This is a genomic window from Allofournierella sp. CML151 (genome assembly GCF_027853465.1).
Taxonomy (GTDB): domain Bacteria; phylum Bacillota; class Clostridia; order Oscillospirales; family Ruminococcaceae; genus Allofournierella.
The window spans coordinates 12,698-33,667 of sequence record NZ_JAPNNW010000027.1 but is presented as its reverse complement, the minus strand read 5'-3'; the positions used below and the strand labels follow the sequence as shown (position 1 = coordinate 33,667).

Annotated in this window: 18 protein-coding genes; 2 read left to right on the top strand and 16 right to left on the bottom strand. The window is 60.5% G+C overall.

What is annotated here, in order from left to right; translation table 11 throughout:
- Positions 1–48: 48 nt before the first annotated feature.
- From PH256_RS14215 to PH256_RS14200, 4 genes are read right to left on the bottom strand one after another with little or no spacing between them, the layout of a single operon-like run.
- Complete coding sequence (locus PH256_RS14215; protein ID WP_270914701.1) at positions 49–1,215, bottom strand: ABC transporter permease; 1,167 nt, start codon at positions 1,213–1,215, stop codon at positions 49–51.
- On the bottom strand, positions 1,190–1,891 hold the full coding sequence (locus PH256_RS14210) for a hypothetical protein (protein WP_270914700.1): 702 nt from the start codon (positions 1,889–1,891) through the stop codon (positions 1,190–1,192). The genes PH256_RS14215 and PH256_RS14210 overlap by 26 nt, the downstream gene beginning before the upstream one ends.
- A gap of 23 nt (positions 1,892–1,914) precedes the next feature.
- Complete coding sequence (locus tag PH256_RS14205; RefSeq protein WP_270914699.1) at positions 1,915–2,766, bottom strand: carbohydrate ABC transporter permease; 852 nt, start codon at positions 2,764–2,766, stop codon at positions 1,915–1,917.
- Positions 2,763–3,638 carry a carbohydrate ABC transporter permease gene (locus PH256_RS14200; RefSeq protein WP_087293862.1) on the bottom strand — a complete coding sequence of 292 codons (876 nt, stop codon included), beginning with the start codon at positions 3,636–3,638 and terminating at the stop codon, positions 2,763–2,765. Before PH256_RS14200 ends, PH256_RS14205 begins: the two co-directional genes overlap by 4 nt.
- A 142-nt stretch (positions 3,639–3,780) precedes the next feature.
- Here PH256_RS14200 and PH256_RS14195 point away from each other — a divergent pair, with 142 nt between their 5' ends.
- The gene (locus PH256_RS14195; protein ID WP_270914698.1) at positions 3,781–5,130 is read left to right on the top strand and encodes a hypothetical protein; all 1,350 of its coding nucleotides are present in this window, start codon (positions 3,781–3,783) and stop codon (positions 5,128–5,130) included.
- Between the two features lie 72 nt (positions 5,131–5,202).
- Here PH256_RS14195 and PH256_RS14190 read toward each other — a convergent pair whose 3' ends face one another.
- From PH256_RS14190 to PH256_RS14140, 11 genes are all read right to left on the bottom strand, one after another.
- A complete protein-coding gene (locus PH256_RS14190) occupies positions 5,203–6,438 on the bottom strand; it encodes a peptidase U32 family protein (RefSeq protein WP_270914697.1) in 1,236 nt (411 codons plus the stop codon).
- 79 nt (positions 6,439–6,517) lie between these two features.
- Complete coding sequence (mltG, locus tag PH256_RS14185) at positions 6,518–7,651, bottom strand: endolytic transglycosylase MltG (RefSeq protein WP_270914696.1); 1,134 nt, start codon at positions 7,649–7,651, stop codon at positions 6,518–6,520.
- 58 nt (positions 7,652–7,709) lie between these two features.
- A complete protein-coding gene (locus tag PH256_RS14180) occupies positions 7,710–8,540 on the bottom strand; it encodes a GNAT family N-acetyltransferase (protein WP_270914695.1) in 831 nt (276 codons plus the stop codon).
- 42 nt (positions 8,541–8,582) lie between these two features.
- Positions 8,583–9,476, bottom strand: a complete 894-nt coding sequence (locus PH256_RS14175; RefSeq protein WP_270914694.1) for a DUF2156 domain-containing protein — start codon at positions 9,474–9,476, stop codon at positions 8,583–8,585.
- A complete protein-coding gene (locus tag PH256_RS14170) occupies positions 9,470–10,138 on the bottom strand; it encodes a dTMP kinase (protein ID WP_270914693.1) in 669 nt (222 codons plus the stop codon). Before PH256_RS14170 ends, PH256_RS14175 begins: the two co-directional genes overlap by 7 nt.
- Complete coding sequence (thyX, locus tag PH256_RS14165; RefSeq protein ID WP_270914692.1) at positions 10,135–10,917, bottom strand: FAD-dependent thymidylate synthase; 783 nt, start codon at positions 10,915–10,917, stop codon at positions 10,135–10,137. Before thyX ends, PH256_RS14170 begins: the two co-directional genes overlap by 4 nt.
- Before the next feature lie 17 nt (positions 10,918–10,934).
- Complete coding sequence (locus tag PH256_RS14160; RefSeq protein WP_270914691.1) at positions 10,935–13,484, bottom strand: ATP-dependent helicase; 2,550 nt, start codon at positions 13,482–13,484, stop codon at positions 10,935–10,937.
- A gap of 263 nt (positions 13,485–13,747) precedes the next feature.
- Complete coding sequence (locus PH256_RS14155) at positions 13,748–14,770, bottom strand: rod shape-determining protein (protein WP_270914690.1); 1,023 nt, start codon at positions 14,768–14,770, stop codon at positions 13,748–13,750.
- 33 nt (positions 14,771–14,803) lie between these two features.
- A complete protein-coding gene (locus tag PH256_RS14150) occupies positions 14,804–15,529 on the bottom strand; it encodes a ComF family protein (protein WP_270914689.1) in 726 nt (241 codons plus the stop codon).
- Positions 15,526–17,739: an SF1B family DNA helicase RecD2 gene (gene recD2 / locus PH256_RS14145; RefSeq protein WP_087184747.1), complete on the bottom strand. Its 2,214-nt coding sequence runs from the start codon at positions 17,737–17,739 to the stop codon at positions 15,526–15,528. The genes PH256_RS14150 and recD2 overlap by 4 nt, the downstream gene beginning before the upstream one ends.
- A gap of 37 nt (positions 17,740–17,776) precedes the next feature.
- A complete protein-coding gene (locus PH256_RS14140; RefSeq protein ID WP_270914688.1) occupies positions 17,777–19,159 on the bottom strand; it encodes an MATE family efflux transporter in 1,383 nt (460 codons plus the stop codon).
- 208 nt (positions 19,160–19,367) lie between these two features.
- Between PH256_RS14140 and PH256_RS14135 the strand changes: the two genes are divergently transcribed.
- On the top strand, positions 19,368–19,844 hold the full coding sequence (locus tag PH256_RS14135; protein ID WP_270914687.1) for a pyridoxamine 5'-phosphate oxidase family protein: 477 nt from the start codon (positions 19,368–19,370) through the stop codon (positions 19,842–19,844).
- A 104-nt stretch (positions 19,845–19,948) separates the two neighbouring features.
- Here the strand turns inward: PH256_RS14135 and PH256_RS14130 are convergent, their stop codons facing one another.
- Positions 19,949–20,965 (bottom strand): YeiH family protein, encoded by a 1,017-nt coding sequence (locus PH256_RS14130; RefSeq protein ID WP_087184750.1) that lies wholly within the window; start codon positions 20,963–20,965, stop codon positions 19,949–19,951.
- Between the last annotated feature and the right edge of the window lie 5 nt (positions 20,966–20,970).

The window sequence follows — 20,970 nt, the reverse complement described above, 5'->3', positions numbered from 1 at the left end:
AAAAATCAGAGGGAGCCTTCGATGCAGGAAGGCTCCCTCTGATGCTTTTTATCCATTTTTTCGGAGATCTCCGACAGCTTTTGTCGGGGCGTGATAACGCCAGCGGACTTCCTTGTCCGGGTGCTTGGAATCAGGCTTGACAGCCGGCTTCTCCGCCTCATTGCTGCCGGGTGTTTTTCTGCGGCCTGCCAGCTGCCAGAGCAGCAGCCCACAGGCAAACAGTACAACCGCTGCCGCACCCAGCACCGCAAGCTGCCTCGCCGCTTGCACCGCTTCGGCCAGATAATCGCTGTTTTCGGCCAGAGCCTGCGCGGCAAGCAGCGGATTCTGCTCATCTGTCTTAAAAAACTCCGCCGGCAGATCCACTCCGCAGAAGGCCAGGTTCAACACCGCCACTGGTAAAATCAGCCGGGCCAGACACCAGCCGAGCGCCCGCTTGCGGCCGTGGAGCATACTGCCCCATCGGCCATACAGCCGCACCGCATCCAGATAGCCCCGCAGCAGCACGCAAGCGCAGAGCAGTACCGTGCAGCACAGGATCACCGCGTACACCTCCTGATGCAGCAGCTGCCGCCACAGGCCCAGATCCACCCCCTCTGTCTTCGGGGTGTAGTTTGCTTTTGCCTGCAGATCATACAGCACTGAAAGCCGCAGCCGGTCGTTCTGGGCCAGCAGCATCCGGTTGGGTGCAAGCGTGCTGTTCGGCTGATCGGGATGAGCGCTCAGATAGAACGGCGCAGTCTCGCCTTCTGGCTGGTACACGCCGCATACCGTATAATCCACGCCCTCGATGGAGAGCGTCTGCCCTGCTGTCGCGATGCCCTCCGGCACCACCGCCTGGTACTGCCGCAGCAGCACCGCCTGAGGCTGGTAGAAATCGCCCTCAACAAACGCAAGGCCTGCCACCTGGCCCCAGTTGGACAAAGCCACCCGGGCCGTCATCTGCTGCGTTCCGGCGGGCAGCTCCACCTCCAGCTCTCCCTGCCAGGCGGCGCTGTTCTCTGCTTTTTCCCCCACCCGGCGCTGGAATACCTCCAGCGTGAGGGGCGGCGTTTCGCCCAGCTCCGGGTATTCCAGCAGCATGGGGATGGACTCCAGCGCACTGCGGCAGAGCAGCACCTGCCGGGCAAACACTGCCGCACAGGCCGCCAGCAGCAAAAGAGCCAGCACCCGCAGGGCCACCGCTGCCTTACTGCGCGGTCTGCTCGTTTTCATTCGCTCCATCCGGCTGCACCACCTTTACCAAATCCCCGTCCTGAATGGGCGCAGCCCCATAGGCCGCGATTCGAAACTCTCCGGTCTCGCCCAGATTCACCACCGCGCTCTGGCCGTCGGAGGCGTACACCTCCACTGCGACCGCCACTGCATAGTTCTGCTTGCCCCAGGGGGTCCAGCGCTCCTCCAGCTTCATTACCATGGTGGAGCCATCCTCCTGGGTTTGGATGGCGGACAGTGGCAGCTTGTACCAGCCTTCCGTGAGGATGCGGGCCTGGATAATCACCGGGCCTTCCGGCAGTTCCGGCAGCGGATTTTTCTGCCGCAGAATCACCGCGTCTTCGGTCTGTTCCTCTTCGGCGGCCAATTCCAGGGCCAGCAGGTTCATCTCGCTCTCCGGCGGGAAGGCCAACAGCGAGGCGGCCTGCAAAATCTGTGCGTCTTCCCCCTGCACTGGCACACGGATGCGCAGCGCCGGGCGCTCATCCTCGGTGCGGTAGACTGTCCCGTTGAAAAAGTACTCCTGGTTCACACTGCCTCGGGTGGTGAAGACCGCCTCCACCTGGGGCGCAAGAGTCCATTCCACCAGCCAGGCGGCCGAAGTACACAGCACTGTCGCCAGCACCACCGCCAGAAAAATGGCAAAACGCCGCTTGTTGTTTTTTGTTCGTTTCATGCTGTTTTCCTCCCGGGCGGCGCTTATTTGATGCCGGTGAACTCGATGCCCTCCACCAGCTCTTCATTGAAGAACCAGAACAGCAGCAGCACCGGCAGCATGGCCAGCACCCCGCAGGGGAACACCACAGCCAGCGCATCCCGGCTGGTACTGGCCAGGAACACCGAGAAGGGATATTTTGCGCTGTCCTTCAAAAAGGCCAGCGGCTGCTCCACCATATTCCAGGCATCGATAAAAGTGAGCAGACACAGGCTCACCGCACCTGCCCGGCCCGCGGGCAGCAGCACCCGGAACAATACCGTCAGGGTGCCTGCTCCGTCGATCTGCCCGGCCTGCAGTACCTCGTCCGGCACGGCCTTAAAGATCTGGGTCATCAGGAAGGTGCCGAAGGGCAGGAACATGGCCGGAAGAATCAGCGCACCGTAGCTGTCCAGCAGATTCAGCCGTTCCAGCACGATGTAGTTGGGCACCAGCGTCACCTGTACCGGCATGAGCATGAGCACCACCAGCAGGTAGAACAGCCACCGTTTGCCCGGGAAGGAGAATTTTGCGAAAGCAAAACCGCCCAGGATGCTCACCAGCAGCTGCCCGGCCACGATCACACCGCACATGGCCAGCGTGCGCCAGAAGCGCAGCCAGTAAACGGTACGCCGCAAAAACACCTGCAGATAGCCCTGCAGGGAAAATTGTTCCGGCAGAAGGCTCAGATCCAGTTCACCCGTACCGGAGGCCAGCGCACCGTAACGCTGTACCGCCTCCTGGGGGGACCGAAAGCTATTGCACAGCACATAAAACGCCGGGAACAGCACAATCACCGACAGCACCAGAAACAGCGCCGCCAGAATCCAGTCCCGCTTTTTTCGTTTCCGCTTCACAAGACCGCCTCCCCGTCCTCTGACTGCATCCGATACAGCACTGCCACCAGCACCATCATGCCTGTGAACAGCAGGATTGCCGCCACCGACAGCCGGGAATAGGTCATGTTATTGAAGTTGTTGTTCAGATAATGCTGCAGGAAATACACACTGGTATGAGGGTGCTCACCGCCCAGTAGGAAGGCTTCCCGGTAAGATTTGAAGGCGTTGATCACACTGATGACCACCACAAAAAACACCGTGGGCCGCATCAGGGGTGCGGTGATACGCCAGAACACCTGCCGCTCGTTTGCGCCCTCCAGCCGGGCGCACTGATACAGCTCCTCCGGAATCATGTTCAGCCCGGCCAGCAGCAGAATCACATTGTAGCCGCAGTTTTTCCACACATACAGCGCCATCAGCACCCAGAAGGCCGCCGGGCTTTCCATCCAGCGAACCGGCGAAAGGCCCACCGCTTCCAGAACCGCATTCAGCGCTCCCTGCTCGGCCAGGAACACATCCACCACCATCACAATGCCCGCCACCGGCACCACCATGGGGAACAGCAGCACGTTGCGGAAAAGCCTTGTGCCCGCAAACTTTTTCTGCAGCGCCAGGGCAAGCAGCATGCTCACCACCAGAATCAGCGGTACACCCAGCCCCAGAAAGCGCAGGGTGTTGCCTGCCGCCAGCCGAAAGCTGCGGGTGCTCAGCACATAGGCGTAGTTATCCAGCCCCACAAAGGTCTGGCCCCCGGGGCCGAAGGTAAGCGAATACCAGAAGGTAAGCCCAAAGGGCAGCGCAAAAAAGATCAGCGTTCCCAGCAGGACCGGGGCGGCCAGCGCATAGCCGGTCAGGGCCTGACGCCGTTTCCATCGGCTGTGTTTGTTCATGGCTGCCCGCCTCCTTTGCAGTAATTTTTGACAAACACGCTTTGAATGTTTATCATAGTAGTGTACTGTATATTTCAGCATAGCACACCCTCTACGTTTTGTAAAGTCAAAAGGGCGGCGGCTATGCCGGGAGGGATCTTGCATGATACGAAACCGCATCGTCCGCTGCCTGCTGGCAGCGGCGCTTCTGCTGGGCCTTGCCTGCGGCTGTTCTGCACAAACGGCCGAAGCAGAGCCGGAGCAGGATGTGATGGTCATCTGCGCCGAACTGCGTGACTACCGCAACGTGATGAAGGGTGTGAACTATTACTCGGTGCGCTACTATCCCAACGCCCAGTTTGAAATGCTTTGGCTGCCGGACCCGCAGGTGGACCCGGAGGGACGCGAGCAGTTGATTCGTCAGCTGCGCACCCAGATCATGGCGGGCAAAGGGCCGGATGTCTTTCTTCTGCGGGGCACCGACAGTCTGCTGAACCCCTCGGATTCCAGCGAATATCTGTTTGAGGACCTGCACAAGGCGCAGACAGCCGGGCTGTTCTGCGACCTGACCACCCTTCTGAGCGACCAGGATTTCGCCGGTCTGATTCCCGCGCTGGCCGAATACAAAACCAACGGCGAGCCGCTGTATCTGCTGCCGCTGGGCTATCTGCCTCTCACCGTGAGCTATACCAGCGACGCGCCGGACGCCTTTGCCCAGGCAGCGCAGAGCACCTCTCCTCTGCTGGATTATCTGCCCGCGCTGCTCAGCCAGGCAGGCGATGACCATGCAGGCGAGCTTTCCAGCCTGGCCCGGGCGCTGCCGCTGGCGGGCGGCATTGGTGATCTGAGCGAGACCATTGACCGGGAGGATTTTCCGGCCCTGCTTCGGCTGCAAAAGCAGCTGATGCAAACCGATACCTTCGGGCAGCCGACGATTTCTTCGCTGAAAGAGGGATTCACCGGCGGGGAGTTTTTGTGCTGGACCGGCCTTCCCCTTTATGATCCATTCCTGGAACAGGCCAGCCTGCTGGCTGCTCAAAACAGCGAACCGTATTTTGCAGCGGTACCCAATCTGGATGGCGGCATCACTGCCATGGCCACCAGCTACGTGGGAGTGCGGGCCAACTCCACTCATCTGGACCAGGCCCGGGACCTGATTCAGACCTTGCTCAGCGAGCACATCCAAACCTGGGAGACCAATTTCCCCAACCCCGGTTACCGGGAGCTGAGCAGCGCCGACCAAGGGCTGCCGGTGTGCAAAACCGCTCTGGCCGCCATGCTGCAAGACCGCAACCGCTACGGCCCCTCCGGCGGCTTTGTGTGGGGTGAGATCAGCGATGATACCATCGCACGCTATGAGGACTTCCAGAACAGCGTGACCCATATCACCCTGGTAGACCGGCGATTCGAGCGGTATCTTGCAATCTGCGAGCCCTATTTTGCAGGCACGCAGAGCGAGGAACTTACACTGGAGAAATTGCAGCGGGAATTCGTGATCTACGCGGACGAATGACCGTTCTCCGATAAAATCAACTGATAAAAAATGCCTCCGCAGAAAGCTTTCTGCGGAGGCATTTTTGTTGGATTATTTTCCCGACGGAACGCGGCGGCGCAGCAGGCTGTAGGCCGGCAGCGCAGTCTCGCAGGGGATGGTGTACTTCATGGTGGCATGGGGGGTGCTCTCCACCTCTTCACCCAATTCGTTTTTGATCCATTCCGGGGTCAGGGTGATGCGTTCGCCCAGCGGGGTAAGCACTTCGATGGTATCGCCCAGGCAGAACTTGCCGCGCTGGCTGCACTGAGCCACGCCGTCCTGCCAGCCCTCCACCACGCCGATGAACTCCCAGTGGCGCAGGTAGCCGCCGTTTTTGGTCTCCTGCTTGGCCTGTTGGCGGCCGAAGTAGAAGCCGGGAGAATAGGGCCGGTGGCTGGTGCGGTCCAGCTCCTCAAACACATCGTCCGGGCAGGTGTACTCCTCGGCGGTGGGGTCCTGCAGGAAGGCGTCCAGCGCCTTGCGATAGGCACTGGTCACACTGGCCACATAATAGGCAGTCTTGGCCCGGCCCTCGATCTTCAGGCTGTCCACACCGGCCTGGCAGATCAGATCAATGAAGGGGGCGGTACACATATCGTTGGCATTCAGGATGTAGCTGCCCTCTTCCGTCTCGCCAATCTCCATAAACTGGCCGGGGCGGGATTCCTCCACCAGATGATACTTCCAGCGGCAGGGCTGGGCACACTGGCCCCGGTTGGCATCCCGCCCGGTCATGTACTGACTGAGCAGGCACCGGCCGGAAACACTCATGCACATGGCACCGTGCACAAAGGCCTCCAGTTCCAGGTCGTCGGGCACATGGGCGCGGATCTCGGCAATCGCCCGCAGGTCCAGCTCCCGGGCCAGCACCACCCGCTTGGCCCCCAGATCATAGGCAGCCTTGGCGGCGGCCCAGTTGGTGATGCCCGCCTGGGTGGAAAGATGGATCTCGGTATTGGGGGCATACTGCTTGACCATGGCCAGCACGCCCAGATCGGCCACGATGAAGGCATCCACACCAGCAGCCACCGCATCCTGAATGGCCTTGGGAATGCGCTCCAGCTCCTCGTTGGTGGGCAGGGTGTTCATGGTCAGGTATATCTTCTTGCCCCGGGCATGAGCGAAGGCAGCACCCTCGGCCAGCTGCTCCGTGGTGAAGTTTCCGGGTGCGGCACGCATGCCGAACTCGGTCAGGCCACAGTATACCGCATCCGCGCCATAGCGGATGGCATATTGCAGTCGCTCCAGATCCCCCGCGGGGGCCAGTAATTCCGGAATGGGAAGCATAATTGTTTTCCTTTCTCACAGCCGGGCGGGCGCACAGGGAGTTTTGCCGCTCCCGCGCGCCCGCCGGTTTTGTTTTCATTTATTGTACGCTGAACGCCTTGGACACATTGGCATCGTGCTCTGCCTTGGTCTTGGCATAGTAGTATACGCCGTTCTTATCGGTCACGAAGAAATAGTACTTGCCCTCCAGGTATTCTTCATCCGGGTAAAGGGCTGCCTCAATGGCATCAATGCCCGGGTTGGAAATGGGACCTGCGGGCAGACCGTTCAGCTCGTAGGTGTTGTAGGCATTGTAGATATTTTCGGGGATATTATCCCAGCCGCCGTAGTAGGGGGCGATCCAGTTATAGATGTAGTTGTTATCCTCCGGGTTCTGCACGTAGCTGCTGGCGTTGCTCTCCAGCCGGGGATAGGGAGAATCCTCTGCCAGACGGTTGTGGAACACGGCAGACACACGCGCATCCTCCGCGTTGCCGGCCTCTTCCTGCACGAAGCTGGCCAGGGTGATGGCCTCTTCCAGGGTCATGCCCAGATCGCTGGCCCGCTGGCGCAGCTCCGGGGTGACCTTGGCATCGAACTCGGCGTAGAGCTTGTCCACATAGTTATAAACGCTGTCGTCCACAAAGAACTCATAGGTATCCGGGAACAGGTAGCCCTCGCACTTCATGAAGCGGTCGGGATTCTCCGGGATTTCCTTCCAGAACTCATACTGGCTGAAATCGCCGTTGTTGGCCACATCCAGGAATTCCTCGGCGCTGCACAGGCCAGCCTCTTCCATCAGCTGGGCAAAACGCTGGGCGGTGATGCCCTCCGGGAAGGTGACGCTCACCGTCTCCTTCTTCACGTACTGGCTCATGGTCTCGATGATAGAATCATAGCTCTGGCCCTGAACCAGGGTAAAATCGCCGTACTGCAGATTGGCACTCTCGCCGGTGTATTTGAGGTAATAGCGGAAGATATTGGGGTATTTGATGACCCCCGCATCCTTCAGACTGCGTGCAATGGACGCGCTGTTTTCACCCTGCTGCACGGTAACCACAACCTCGTCGCCCAGCTTGTCGCGGCCGTTCACATCCTGCATCACGCTGAACGCACCGAAGACAGCGGCTGCCAGCAGCACAACGACCAGTACGATCACCACAAGGCAGCCCTTGTGGCCGCGCTTGGGCGGCTGGTCCGGGTTTTGGTAGGTTTCACGACGGTATTTAGCCATAGTAACTTCCCTGCACTTTCTTATTCCTTGGGCGGCGCGGAGTACTCCGCACCATGATTCACTCCAGATCCAGCATCAGGCGCATGTAGCCTTCCTGCACGTCGAAGGGCTGGTCGAAAAACTGGATCATGCCGTAGTCCCGGGGCGCGCCTTCCCCCAGGAACAGGTTCTGCTGAGCGCCCAGGGTGATGTGGGCCTGACTGGCGCCGGTTTTGTCCCGCGCAGCTTCCATCAGCTTTTCCGCGGCCCGGTCGCCCTCGGCGAACAGCTCCACAAAATCCAGGGTATCGTCATCCTTTTTGAAGTAGATGCCGTAGCCGTCCTCATTGGAAACGATGGTAGCCCCCAGAGTATACAGATCGGTGAGCACCAGAATGTAGCCCGCGTTGTTCAAAAACACGCTGTCCGGTGCAAAGCGGCGGCGCAGCGCCTCCAACCCCTTGGCAGTCACCGAGTCAAAATCCGCCTGGGCCCACAGGTTGCGGCGGATGGGCCGGGTGAACTCCCGCAGCCCGAACGCCTTCTGAAAGCCCCGTTGGGCATAAAAATCAAACAGACTTGCGCTGGCGGGGATGAGCACGGCGAAGCTCCAGCCGCGCAGCAGCAACTGGCTGCGGGCGTAGTCCATCAGACCGGTCATCAGGCCTTTTCCCCGCTGGTCCGGCTGGGTACACACGCCGTAGTAGTAGGCGCCCTTGCGCCCGTTCAGCGTAACCGGCACCGCACACAGACTGGCGATGACCCGGCCCTCGTCCTCGGCGAGGAAGGTATTCTCGTACCCGGCAAACTTTTCAAAGATATTGGCGGCCACCGGTTCCGGGTCCCCGAATACCGCCGAAAACAGCCCGGTCAGCTGGGCCGCGTCATTTTTTGTTGCCACACGAAACATGGCTTCTCTTCCCTCCCCCCTGGCCGCCTTGCGCGGCAAAGGTTATTTGTTCAGTACCGCCCGGTACTTGGGCTCGATGATGATGGGATTGTAGGACAGCTTGGCCTTGCGCAGCCCCTCGGAACCCACATCGTCCTCCCGGTTGATCATCTCATAGCGGGCGCAGACCTGACGGGCCATCTCCCGGTTGATGATGTTGTATGCGCCGTTCACCTCATACAGAGCCTTCTCCACGTTGGTGTCGAAGATGCGGTCGTTGATGGCGCTGCCGAAGGAGTAGGCCACAACCCGGCCTCCGGCGGTGATGTAACCGCCCTCGATGGGCAGCTCGGTATAATGGTCGAAGACCATTTCGATGGCCTCGTGCTCCATCTGAATGCCCGGGTCGTCCTTGTTGTCGGCCAGAGCGGCCCACTCCCGGTTGAACTGCCGCACCAGAGGCAGCGATTCCTCGGTGATGGTGTGGAACTCCCAGTCCGGATTTTCCCGGATAAAGCGGGACACATGGTTGCGCTTTTTCTGGAACTTCTTGCCTGGCAGATCGGCCAGCTCAGCCCGGTCGTAGATGTACTCGTAGTCATCCCGCACCGCCTCAATGGTGAACAGGCCGGGATACCACTGCTCCAGCCGCTGTTTGGCCTCCACCGAAACGCCGTAAAGCCAGGCGGGCTCGCTCTGGGCCTTGGCGTCCTCGATGATGGCGTCCACGGTGGCCTTTTCGTCACCGTGGCCCGAGGGGTACAGATAATGGAAAATACCACCCCGGTGGCTGCGTGCGATCACATGATCGCCGAAGTGGGCCACCTGGGTGTCGTACGCCTTGCTCCACAGATACAGGGTCACAAAGGCGTAGGTACTGGTCATGTAACCGCTGGCATGCAGCAGAGGGGTCACCCACTGGGCATCCTGCGGTTCGATGGGTTTGAATGTCAGCATAAAATCTCCTTGGTTGCGCGCAGCACATCCTCATGGATCTGCTGGATGGTGCGCATTTCGCCCGCCTGACAGCAGGCAACGGTCACCCAGCCCAGCGAAGCGGCGCAATGCCTGGCCGCCTGCTGGCTGCGCGCCAGATACTCGGTATCCTTTTCGTGTATGTCTTTCTTTGCTTCGTCGCCCTGGTAACGGCCGGTCATCAGCGCCTGGCTTACCGCCGGGTCCACCTCCAGATAGATCACGCCGTCCGGGGCGGGAATTCCGATTTTATTATACTCAAAATCGAACAGCCAATCCAGAAACGCATTCCACTGCTCCGGCGGCAGCTTGGAGCACTGGTGCACCGCGTTGCTGGTGGTGTAGCGGTCGGCGATGACGATGCCGCCTTTGCGGTAGAACTCGCCCCACTTCATCTTATAGCTGGCGAACCGGTCCACCGAATAGAAGGTGGAGGCGGCGTAGGCGTTCACATCGTCCGGATGACTGCCGAACTGCCCGCCCAGGTACATCTTCACCAGGGCAGAGGAATCGCTGGCATAGTCCGGGAAGGTGATCTGTATCACGTCCCTGCCCTGGGCCTGCAGGGCCTCGGCCAGCGCCCGGGCCTGGGTGGCCTTTCCGCTGCCGTCCAGGCCTTCGATCACGATCAGCTTACCGTTCACGGGTTCAGCGCCTCCTCCTTCAGCCGGGCATATTTCTCGCGCATGGCCACGGTTTCACCGCAGCTCATGGCGCCCTCCGGGCAGGCATCCTTCACGCAGCTGGGACCTGCCATCTTGAACAGGGACGGCGCGATGGGATACACCAGCCGCAGCATCTCGTCCGCCAGAGCCCGGATCTCCCACTGGGCCCGGTTGCAGCACCGGTGCCGGAAGAAATTCTGCAAGCTGCGGGCGTTCATGGTCACCACCATCTTGGTATCGCAGGCGTTGGGCAGTACGAAGCGGGCATCCTCAATGGCCATCTTCTCGGCCTTTTTGGCTGCCTCGGCCTCGCTCATGCCCTGGGCCATCAAGCGGCGGATGTGGCCGTCCTTCAGCAGGGCCGCGATGCGCTTGTAGTTTTCGTTCTCCTGGGCCATGGCCGCTTGGAACTCTTCCAGCGCCGCCGGGTCCGCCTCGATCTCGGGCGGGGTCACATAGTCAAACTGATCCAGCCGCACATAACGCTGGCTCTGCACACTGTAGCTGGCAATGCGGTGACGGGTGATCTGCGCCAGCAGGCTGCGGGACACCCCTTCAATGCCAAAGGTAAAGCTCACGTGCTCGGTGGGGCTTTCGTGCCCCAGCTTGGCCAGCCGCTCCACGAATTCCCGGCTCTTCTCCGGGGTCAGGCCGGACAGCAGGTCGTCGATGTGCGCATTGGAATAGCACAGCTTTGCCGCTGCGGCCACCACCTTTTCCGGTTCCGGGGTATACGCGATCAGAGATACGTTCAACATTGGGTTGCCTCCAAAGGTTATTTAATCAGGGTCAGAGGGGCGTAGTTCGCCATGGTCTTTTTCACGCCGGCCTTTTCAAACCGGATCTCCACGATGGTGTCGCCCGCCGCGGGGGTCGCCTTGAGCACCACGCCCCGGCCGAACACCTTATGCTCCACCACATCGCCGGGCTTGAAGCTCTTGGACCCGGCCGCCGCAGAAGCCGCCGGGCGCGCGGGTGCCGCTGCGCCCACGGTGGAGGTGCCAAACCGGCCGGAGGGCGCGGAGCCAAACCGGCTGCCGCCGCCAGCGGATGCCGATGCAGCCCGGCCGCCAAAGCTGCCGGAGCCGCCCCACTCCCGCCGGGGAGAAGCCGCAGCACCGCCGCCGAAGCCTGCACCACCGCCAAAGCCGTGACCGCTCTCGCGGGAAGAGCCGCCAAAACCGCCGAAGCTGCCGAAGCCGCCGCCCCAGGAACGCCCACCGGATACCGCCGGACTCTCCTCCATATCCATCAGCTCCGGGTCGATCTCGTCCAGGAAGCGGGAGGGCGGATTGCGCTGAGTGCGTCCGAAGATCATCCGGCTCTGGCTGGAGGAGAGATACAGCTCCTTCTTGGCACGGGTGATGCCCACGTAGCACAGGCGGCGCTCCTCCTCCAGCTCCTCGTCCGAGAAGCGGCACATGTCGCTGGGGAAGATGCCCTCCTCCATGCCCACAATGAACACATAGTCGTATTCCAGGCCCTTGGCGGAGTGCATGGTCATCATGACCACCACATCGTTTTCCTCGTCGTAGCTGTCCAGATCCGAGATCAGGGCAACCTCTTCCAAAAAGCCTGCCAGGGTGGCTTCCTCGCCCTTCTGGTCCGCATAGGTCTTCACGCTGGAAATCAGCTGGCCAAGGTTTTCCAGGCGGGATGCGCCCTCGTCGCCCTGGGCCTCCAGCATCTTTTTATAGCCGGTAATCTCCAGCAGACGGCTCACGAACTCATCCAGCGGCAACGTCTCGCTGGCCTGAACCAGCTTCAGGTAGATGCCATAGAATCCGTTCAGCGCACTGGCTGCCCGGCTGATGGCCGGATAATCCTTGGCGTTTTCGCATACGCTCAGCAGGTTGACCCCCAGCCCGGCGGCGATGTCACTCATTTTATCCAGCGTGGTGGCACCGATCTTGCGGGCAGGCTCATTGATGATGCGCTTCAAGCGCAGGTCGTCGTTGGGGTTCGCCACGATGGACATATAGGAGATGATGTCCTTTACTTCCTTACGGTCGTAGAACCGCTGGCCGCCCACAATCTTATAGGGGATGCCCGCACGGGCGAAGTAGGTTTCCACCGGGCCCGACTGAGCGTTCATACGGTAGAGCACCGCGTGATCCCGCAGGCGGGCGCCCTCTTTCAAGTGCTGGCCGATCACAGTGGCGATGTGGGACGCCTCGTCCTGCTCGCTTTCCGCCAGATAATGGTGTACCCGGTCACCTGCGCCGTTTTCAGTCCACAGAGTCTTGCCCTTGCGGCCCTGGTTGTTTTTGATCACGCAGTTGGCCGCATCCAGAATATTGGAGGTGGAGCGGTAGTTCTGCTCCAGCCGGATGACCTGCGCGCCAGGGAAATGCTGCTCGAAATTCAAGATATTCTCGATGGTGGCACCGCGGAACCGGTAGATGCTCTGGTCATCGTCGCCCACCACGCAGACATTCTTGTAGCCGCCAGCCAGCAGACGTACCAGATGGAACTGAGCCACGCTGGTATCCTGATACTCGTCTACCAATACATAACGATACTTCTGCTGATAATACTCCAGCACATCGGGATTTTCCCGCAAAAGCAGCACAGTGTAGTAGATCAGATCATCGAAATCCATGGCACCGGCCTTTTTCAGCCGGGCGGAGTAATTGCGGTAGACCTTGGCCAGCAGACCCGCCTTGGTGTCCTGCGGGGCCTCCATGGCCTCGTCCGGGCTGATGAGCCGGTCCTTCATGCGGCCGATCTGGCCCATGGCGGATTTGATGGGCAGGAACTTGTCGTCCACCAGCAGCTCTTTGTAGACCTCCTTCATGGCCCTCTCCTGGTCGCTGGTGTCATAGATGGTAAAGCTTTTGGGGAAGCCCAGCCGATCGGCATCCCGCCGCAGCATCCGCACACAGGCAGAGTGGAAGGTGGATGCGTTCACGTCCGCACCCGTTTCCTCGCCCAGCATAGCGGCCAGACGAGCCTTCAGCTCCCCTGCCGCCTTGTTGGTGAAGGTGATGGCCAGCACGTTCCAGGGGCGAGCGTTTTCGTACCGCAGCAACCGCTCCAGCCCGGGCGCGAGAGGTGCGCCGGTTTCCACTGCGGCCTTCAGAGCAGCCAGCTCTGCTTCGCCCACCGGCCCGGGCAGCCAGTCGGAGCCGTGGGCCTTGCCGAAGCGGATAATGTTGGCGATACGGTTAACCAGCACGGTGGTCTTGCCGCTGCCCGCGCCCGCCAGAATCAGCAGCGGGCCCTCGATGGAGAACACGGCCTTTTTCTGCACCGGGTTCAGCCGGCCGAACTGCTTTTCGATGTAAGCGTCGCGGTATTTTAAAAACTCATTGGTCACGTTCATGGAAACTCCTTGTCCCGGCCGGGCCGGAAACCTTCCCGCCAGCCGCACAGATATGCACTATCGGTTAACATTATAGCACAAAGCCTCCGCCAGAGAAAGACGGGTTTGATGGAAATCGGCGATATGGTCACAGACAACCAGCATAGCACCCTGCAAAGTGCCTGTCTGTGGCAGAGGCAACAAGCCGTCTCAAGCAAAACGGCAGCCCCCTGCCCCGCATGGGGGACAGAGAGGCTGCCGCAAGAATTCCAAAGATTGGCGAATCAGCGCCGGCCCAGCCGGGGGGTGGCATCCTGGAAACCGGTCTCCAGCTCCTCGCCGATGGTCAGGCAGTGGGCGGTGCCCAGGGCCACGCAGTTGATCGGATCGGGAGAAACCCGCACCTGAACCTTCAGCTCCTGGCTCATATATTCATCCAGGCCCTTGAGCATGGAACCGCCGCCGGTGAGCATGATGCCGTCGGTGAAGATATCACCCGCCAGCTCGGGAGGAGTTTTCTCCAGCACCTGATGAGCTGCCACGGTAATCTGCTCCACCAGAGGCATCACCGCCTCGTACAAATCCTCGGTTTTTACAACGAATTTCTGGGGCAGGCCGGTGAGCAGGCTGCGGCCCTTCACTTCCATGCTGGAGGTAAAGGTGCTGGGCTTGCAGCAGGCCACCTGCTTTTTCAGCTCCTCAGCGGTGCGCAGACCGATGGCCACGTTGAACTTGGAGCGGACCAGCTTCATGATCTCGTCGTCGAAGGTGTTGCCTGCCACGTTCACGCTGGTGGCACGAACCTTGCCGCCCAGGCTGATCACCGCGATGTCGGTGGTACCGCCGCCGATATCCACCACCATGTGACCGGCGGGCTCGCGGATGTCGATGCCGGAACCAATGGCCGCGGCCATGGGCTCATCAATCAGGAAGACCTGACGGGCGCCTGCGGCCACCACAGCCTCCACCACAGCGTCGCTCTCGATGCCGGTAATGGCAGCGGGAACACAAACGGCCACCCGGGGCTTGATCAGACGGGAGTCGTAAACCTTATTCACAAAACGGCAGATCAGCTCACGGGTGAGCATGTGGTTGGAGATCACACCGTCCTTCAGGGGACGGATTGCGGAGATGTAATTGGGGGTACGGCCGACCATGGCCAGTGCCTCGTCGCCCACCGCCAGCACCTGATCCTTGCGGTTGTCCACCGCGACCACGCTGGGCTGATTCAGAATAACGCCCTTGCCCTCCACCGCAATAATGATGGTGGTGGTGCCAAGGTCGATGCCAATGTCATACTGTGCCATAACTTCATTCCCTCTCTATCTGCATGCGCGGGGTCACCGCGCGGATTGTGTTTCTGCCAGAGTAACCGCAAAGATATCCAGCGCACCGGCGGCACGCAGTGCCTTGGCGCAGTTGGACAGGGTCGCCCCGGTGGTGATTACATCGTCCACGAGCAGCACCCGTTTGCCCTCCACACAGGCCGGGTCCGCTGCCTGATAGGCATTCTTCACGTTCTCCATTCGCTGGCGGGCGGTTTTGCCCTCCTGTTTTTCGGTGCGGCGGGTCTTCTTCAGGGCGTGAGGCTCCAGCGGAGCATCCAGCGCCCAGGCCAGCTGCCGGGCCAGAAGCTCCGGCAAATTGTATCCCCTGCCGCGGTCGCCCGCAGGCACCGGAACCACCAGGTCAAACCGGCGCAGCACCTGCTGTTCTTCCAATCGTATTATACCACGCTGCTGCCGGAAAGTACATCCGAAAATCACAGCTGCCATCCAGATACCAAGCTCCTTTGCGCAGTAGCCCTGTCCGCCGTTTTTCATCTGAAGAATAGCGTCACGCACACAGCCGTCGTAGCGATAAACCGCCGCCGCGCCGCTCAGATGCTCCATGCAGTGCTCACTGTCCGGCAGGCGCGGAATCATCAGCTTCAGCTTTTTCAGTTCCGGCTCACAGTCCGGGCAGCGAGTAAGAAACCCCAGTACCCGCCCGCAGAAGGGGCAGCGTCGGGGAAACAGCAACACCCTCACCTGCTCGGCCCACAGCCGCAAACGCTCCGTTGTCATAGCTTGGCCCCGTTTCGCAGCAGGTCCGCCAGGCAGCTGTAGCGCAGGTTCTGGCGGATGTTTTCAGTCATGCGAGCTACGGTATCCGGCCGGCCGGCCAGAATACACAACCGCTTGGCCCGGGTCACACCGGTATACAGAAGATTCCGATAGCACAGCTTCTCCGGCAGATCGCTCACCGGGATGACCACCGCCGCAAATTCGCTGCCCTGGCTTTTATGCACCGTGACCGCATAGGCAATTTCCAGCTCCGGGATGTTCTCGGCGGTGTACACCAGCTTACGGTCGTCCATCTGCACCAGCAGCGCCCGCTCACCCGGGTCTACACCCAGAATCACGCCCAGGTCGCCATTGAAGGCACCCACGCCCGCTTCGCCGCCGTCCCGCTCGTAGGGAATCAGGTAATTGTTGCGCACCTGCATCACCTTATCGCCCAGACGGAACACCTGCCCCGCCATTTCCAGCTGGGGCTTGTCCGGCGCGGGCGGGTTGAGCATGGCCTGCAGGCGCTGGTTCAGCGCGGCAGTGCCCACCGGGCCGATCTTGGTGGGACAAAGGACCTGGATGTCCCGGATGGGGTCCAGGCCGTAGCTTTTGGGCAGCCGGGTGGCCACCAGGTCACACACCAGCTGCTGGCAGGCCAGGCCGCTGGCCTGTAAAAAGAAGAAATCACTGTTCCGGTCGCCCCGCTGGGGCACCAGTCCATGCACAATGCGATGGGCATTTTCCACAATCATGCTCTGATGCTGCTGGCGGAAGATGCGGGTCAGGCAGACGGTGGGTACCACCCCGCTGCGAATCACCTCGCTGAGGATGTTACCCGGGCCCACGCTGGGCAGCTGGTCCGCGTCGCCCACCATGATGATCCGGCAGCCGTGCTTCAGCGCCGCCAAAAGACTCTGGAAGAGCTTGGCATCCACCATACTCATCTCGTCCAGCACCACCACGTCGCACTTGAGCAGGTTCTTCTCGTTGTGGATGAAGCGCAGCAGATGGATCTGCGGGTCGTAGTCCACCTCCAGCAGCCGGTGGATGGTCTGCGCCTTCTGGCCGGTAAGCTCGCTCAGCCGCTTGGCTGCCCGGCCGGTGGGCGCGCACAAAGCCACCCGGTCCGCCTGATTCTGGAACAGGGCCAAGATGGCGTTCACAGTGGTGGTCTTGCCGGTGCCGGGGCCGCCGGTGAGCACCATCACATTGCTGCACAGGGCGGTCTCGATGGCCTTGCGCTGCTCCGGGGCATAGGCAAAGCCCTGGGCACGCTCCAGCGCCCGGATGTTCGCCTCCAGATCCCGGGGCTGAGTGGCCGGATACCGGGTCAGCTCCCACAAGCGGGCGGCAATGTCCTGCTCGGCCCGCAACAGGTCTGGCAGGTACAGGTATTCCCTCCCCTCGCAGATATAGCGGGCCACCTCGCCCTCGGCGATGGCGGCGTCCAGCTCCCGGTCGATGGCATCCTCGCCGATCTTCAGAAACTTGGCCGTGGTGGTCAGCAGCTGAGGCCGGGGCAGGCAGGTGTGGCCGTTGCCTCCGTTGTGGCGCAGTACATACAAAATGCCCGCCCAAAGGCGCAGGCTGCCGTCCTGCGCCAGGTTCATCTCGGCGGCGATGGCATCCACCTGGGCGAATTTGAGCCGCAGCGGCTCACCGCACAACAGATACGGATTCTGCCGGATGGCCTCCACCGTATTCGGGCCCAGATGCCGGTAGACCTCCACCGCCCGCACCGGGCTGATGCCGAACCGGCCCAGGTAAGCAACCGCCTCCCGCACACCGAACATGCGGCGGAATTCGTTGCTGATGGCCATGGCCTTATCCGACGTGATGCCCCGCAGAATGGTGAGCTTTTCCGGCTGGTTGGCGATTACCTCCAGGCTGTCCGCACCGAAGGTTTCCACCAGCTTTTTCGCGGTGGCGGGCCCGATGTAGGGCAACGCACCGCTGGAAAGATATGCAAGAGTGGCGGCCTCATCCTGGGGCATGGAGGCCTCGCAGGAGGTAGCTTTGAACTGGGGGCCGTGGGTAGGATGGTTTTCGAAATGGCCGTAAAGAGTAACGCTTTCGCCCACGTTCACTTCGCCCAACACGCCGGTAACCACATGCAGCTCGCCCCCGGCGTTCACCTCAAATACCACATAGCCGGTATCCTTGTTTTCATAAATCAGATGCTCAATGGTGCCTTCCATCCGCATCAGCTGCTGTTCCTGCTCCATTTCCTCTGCCCTCCTTTGGCCGCCTTTCGCGTTTCTTTTATTGGTTGGTTTTTGCCTGGGCCTCCTTTTCCGGCGGGTTGCCCAGGTTCTGGAAGATGTGCCGCAGCACCAGCACCGCCGCAATGCTCAGGATGACCTCGGCCACGGTCTGGGCATAAGCCAGGCCGTAAAGGGGCCAGATCAGATTCAGAATCACCAGTGCAGGGATCTCCATCACGATCTTGCGCAGCACCGCAAACAGCAGCGCCTGCCGCCCCATGCCGCAGGCCTGGAACACGCCCACCGCCAGAAAATCCACACACAGGAACGGCAGTGCCAGGCACATACCGTGCAAAAAGCGGGAGCCATAGGCCACCGTTTCAGGGTTTTCCATAAACAGAGTAATCAGCAAGTCGCTATTGAACCAATATACCACACTGAGCACCGTCAGGAAGGAAAGGGCAATCTGTACCGCGAAGAAGAAGCAACGCTTCATGCGGCGGTAGTTGCCGGAAGCATAGTTGTAGCTGACCAGTGGCATGAGCCCCTGGGAAAGGCCAAGCGCAATGTAAAAGGGCACCTGGTTGATCTTCTGCGCAATACCCATGGCCGCCACCGCATTGGAGCCGTAGGCAGATGTGAAATTGTTCAGCACCGTCATACCGGTCACATTCAGAAGGTTCTGAATGGCGGCGGGAATGCCCACGCCGCACACGCCCAGCACCACCTGACGGTCCGGCTTGCAGGGCCGCAGGCTGATGCAGCTGCTTTTGCGCTGCACCACCATCAGTACCAGAAAGTAGCAGCAAGCCACGCAGTTGGACAGGAAGGTGGCCAGGCCCGCGCCCGCCGCGCCCATATTCAGGCCCCAGGGAAGGATAAAGATGGGGTCCAGCAGCATGTTCAAAAAGCAGCCGCTCATGGTTCCGATGCTGGCGTGCAGCGCTGCCCCCTCACTGCGCACCATGTATGCCATCACCACGTTCAGAATGGCGGGCACCGCACCACAGCTGGTGGTCCAGAACAGGTAGTCTTCCGTCGCCTTGGCATTGTCGGCGCTGGCGCCCAGCACCTGCAGCGCCGGAGCAGAAAAGAAGACAAAGAACAAAGAGATCAGCGCACCGCACAGCAGCGCACACCAGAAGCCGAAGGAGGCGCTTTGCCGGGCGGTCTTTTTGTCGCCCCGGCCCAGGGCCCGGCTCATCATGCTGGAGGAGCCGACACCGAACAGGTTATTGATTGCATTGAAGGCCAGCAGCACCGGCGCGGCCAGAGTAACCGCCGCATTCTGCACCGGATCGTTCAGCATGCCCACAAAGTAAGTATCCGCCAGATTGTACAGCACCATTACCAGTGAGCTGGCAATGGTAGGCATGGCCATGGAAAGGACAGCTTTCGGCACTGGGGCCTGTTCAAATAGATAGGTGCGATCACTCTGCATAGTACCCTCCCCGCCTGCCGCACCGCGAACATTTTCCCGGCACGGGGCGCTCTGGAAAAACATCAAACACAGTATTTTATCATAGCACAGCGGCAGGCGTTTTTCAACGCCACCCGCCCTCTTACCACAGACCACAACCCGCCCTCTTACCACAGACCACTCCTTTATGATACAATGGCGAAAGAAAATGATTCAGGAGGGATGCGGAATGTTCCGACCGATGCGAAGAAAAGCCAAGGAAATCGACCTGCAGGCAGCCAAGGAGCTGCTGCACCATGCCCGATACGGCGTATTGGCTGTTCAGGGAGATGGCGGTTATCCCTACGCCGTACCGGTGAATTTTCTGTATGAAGAGGAAAACCGGCGTATTGTGTTTCACGGGGCGGCTGCAGGTCACAAGGCGGATGCCCTTCGAGCCTGCAGCCGGGTCTGCTTTACCGTGGTGGGCAGCGAAACGGTAAAAAACGAGCCCTGGGCGCCCTTTGTACAGAGCGCCGTGGTGTTTGGTCAGTGCCGCATGGTGGAGAACCGGGAGGAAACCCTGCGCCTGGTAAAAAAGCTGGCCATGAAATATTATCCGGACGAGAACACTGCCGATATGGAAATTGCGTCCTCCGGCGCGGCCGTCCGGATGTTTGTGATTAAGATTGAGCACCTGAGCGGCAAGGAAGTACAGGAGCGCTAAACACTCCGCCGCCTGTTTTACTGCAAAAACCGCCCGCCGGGGGCCTGAGCAGACCTTTCCGGCGGACGGTTTTTTGCTTTTCTTCTGTTTTGCAGGCAGGGCAATCAGCCGAGGAACACCCGGATCAGCACCAGGGCGAACACAATCTGACAGGCACCCACACCCACGCCGTAGAGCATGGCGCGGGGGCCTTCGGCCGCAAGGTCACGGAACTTCACCCGCATGCCGATGGCAGCCAGGGCGATGATCTCGAACTGCTGGCTCACCAGCTTGGCCGCATGGCTGAGCACCGGCGGAATCACACCCACACTGTGCAGAATGGCCATGATGAAGAAACCGATGATAAACCAGGGTACACCTGCTTTTACCGCGCCGTGCTCCCCTGCTTCAGACTTCGCAAACAGCGGGGTATCATCCTTTTCCACGTTCATGCGGGAGTAGGCCAGCGCCACCAGCACGATGAACACAATGCGGATGATCTTGAAGATGGTGGCGGTCTCCACCACCTCGCCGCCCACCAGCTGGGCGGAGGCAATCACCTGACCGATGGACTGCAGGGTGCCGCCGATCATGGCGGAGGTGTGCATTACCTCGTGCTGGTAAACCACACCGGTGAGAATGGGCAGTACCACCATCAGGATGGTACCGGTTACGTTCACGATGGTAATGGAGATGCCCTTGTCCTTGCTGTTGGCTTTAACCACCGGCGACACGGTGGCGATAGCGGAGGAGCCGCACACCGCGTTGCCCGCGCCCATCAGCAGGCTGAACTTCTTGCCGAAGCCCATCTTTCGGCCGATCAGGTACGCCACCGCAACGGTAAGCGCCATCTGGCAGGCGATGAAGCCGAGGCCCCGCAGGCCCAGGGCCAGAATATCACTGAGCAGCAGGCTTGCACCGGTGAGGACGATGGAGTATTCCAGCAGGTTCCGCTCAGAGAACTTGGTGCCCGCATCAAAGCAAGGCTTGTTCAAAAAGGTGTTTCCGCACAAAATGCCCAGGCCGATGGCGAACAGCGCCGCGCCGATGCTGGGGAAAAATTTAGCAATGCCCTGGGCAATCAGTGCCAGTACCAGGCAGACCAGAAAGCCGGGAGCGTGTTTGGTGACGAACTGTTTCATATTAA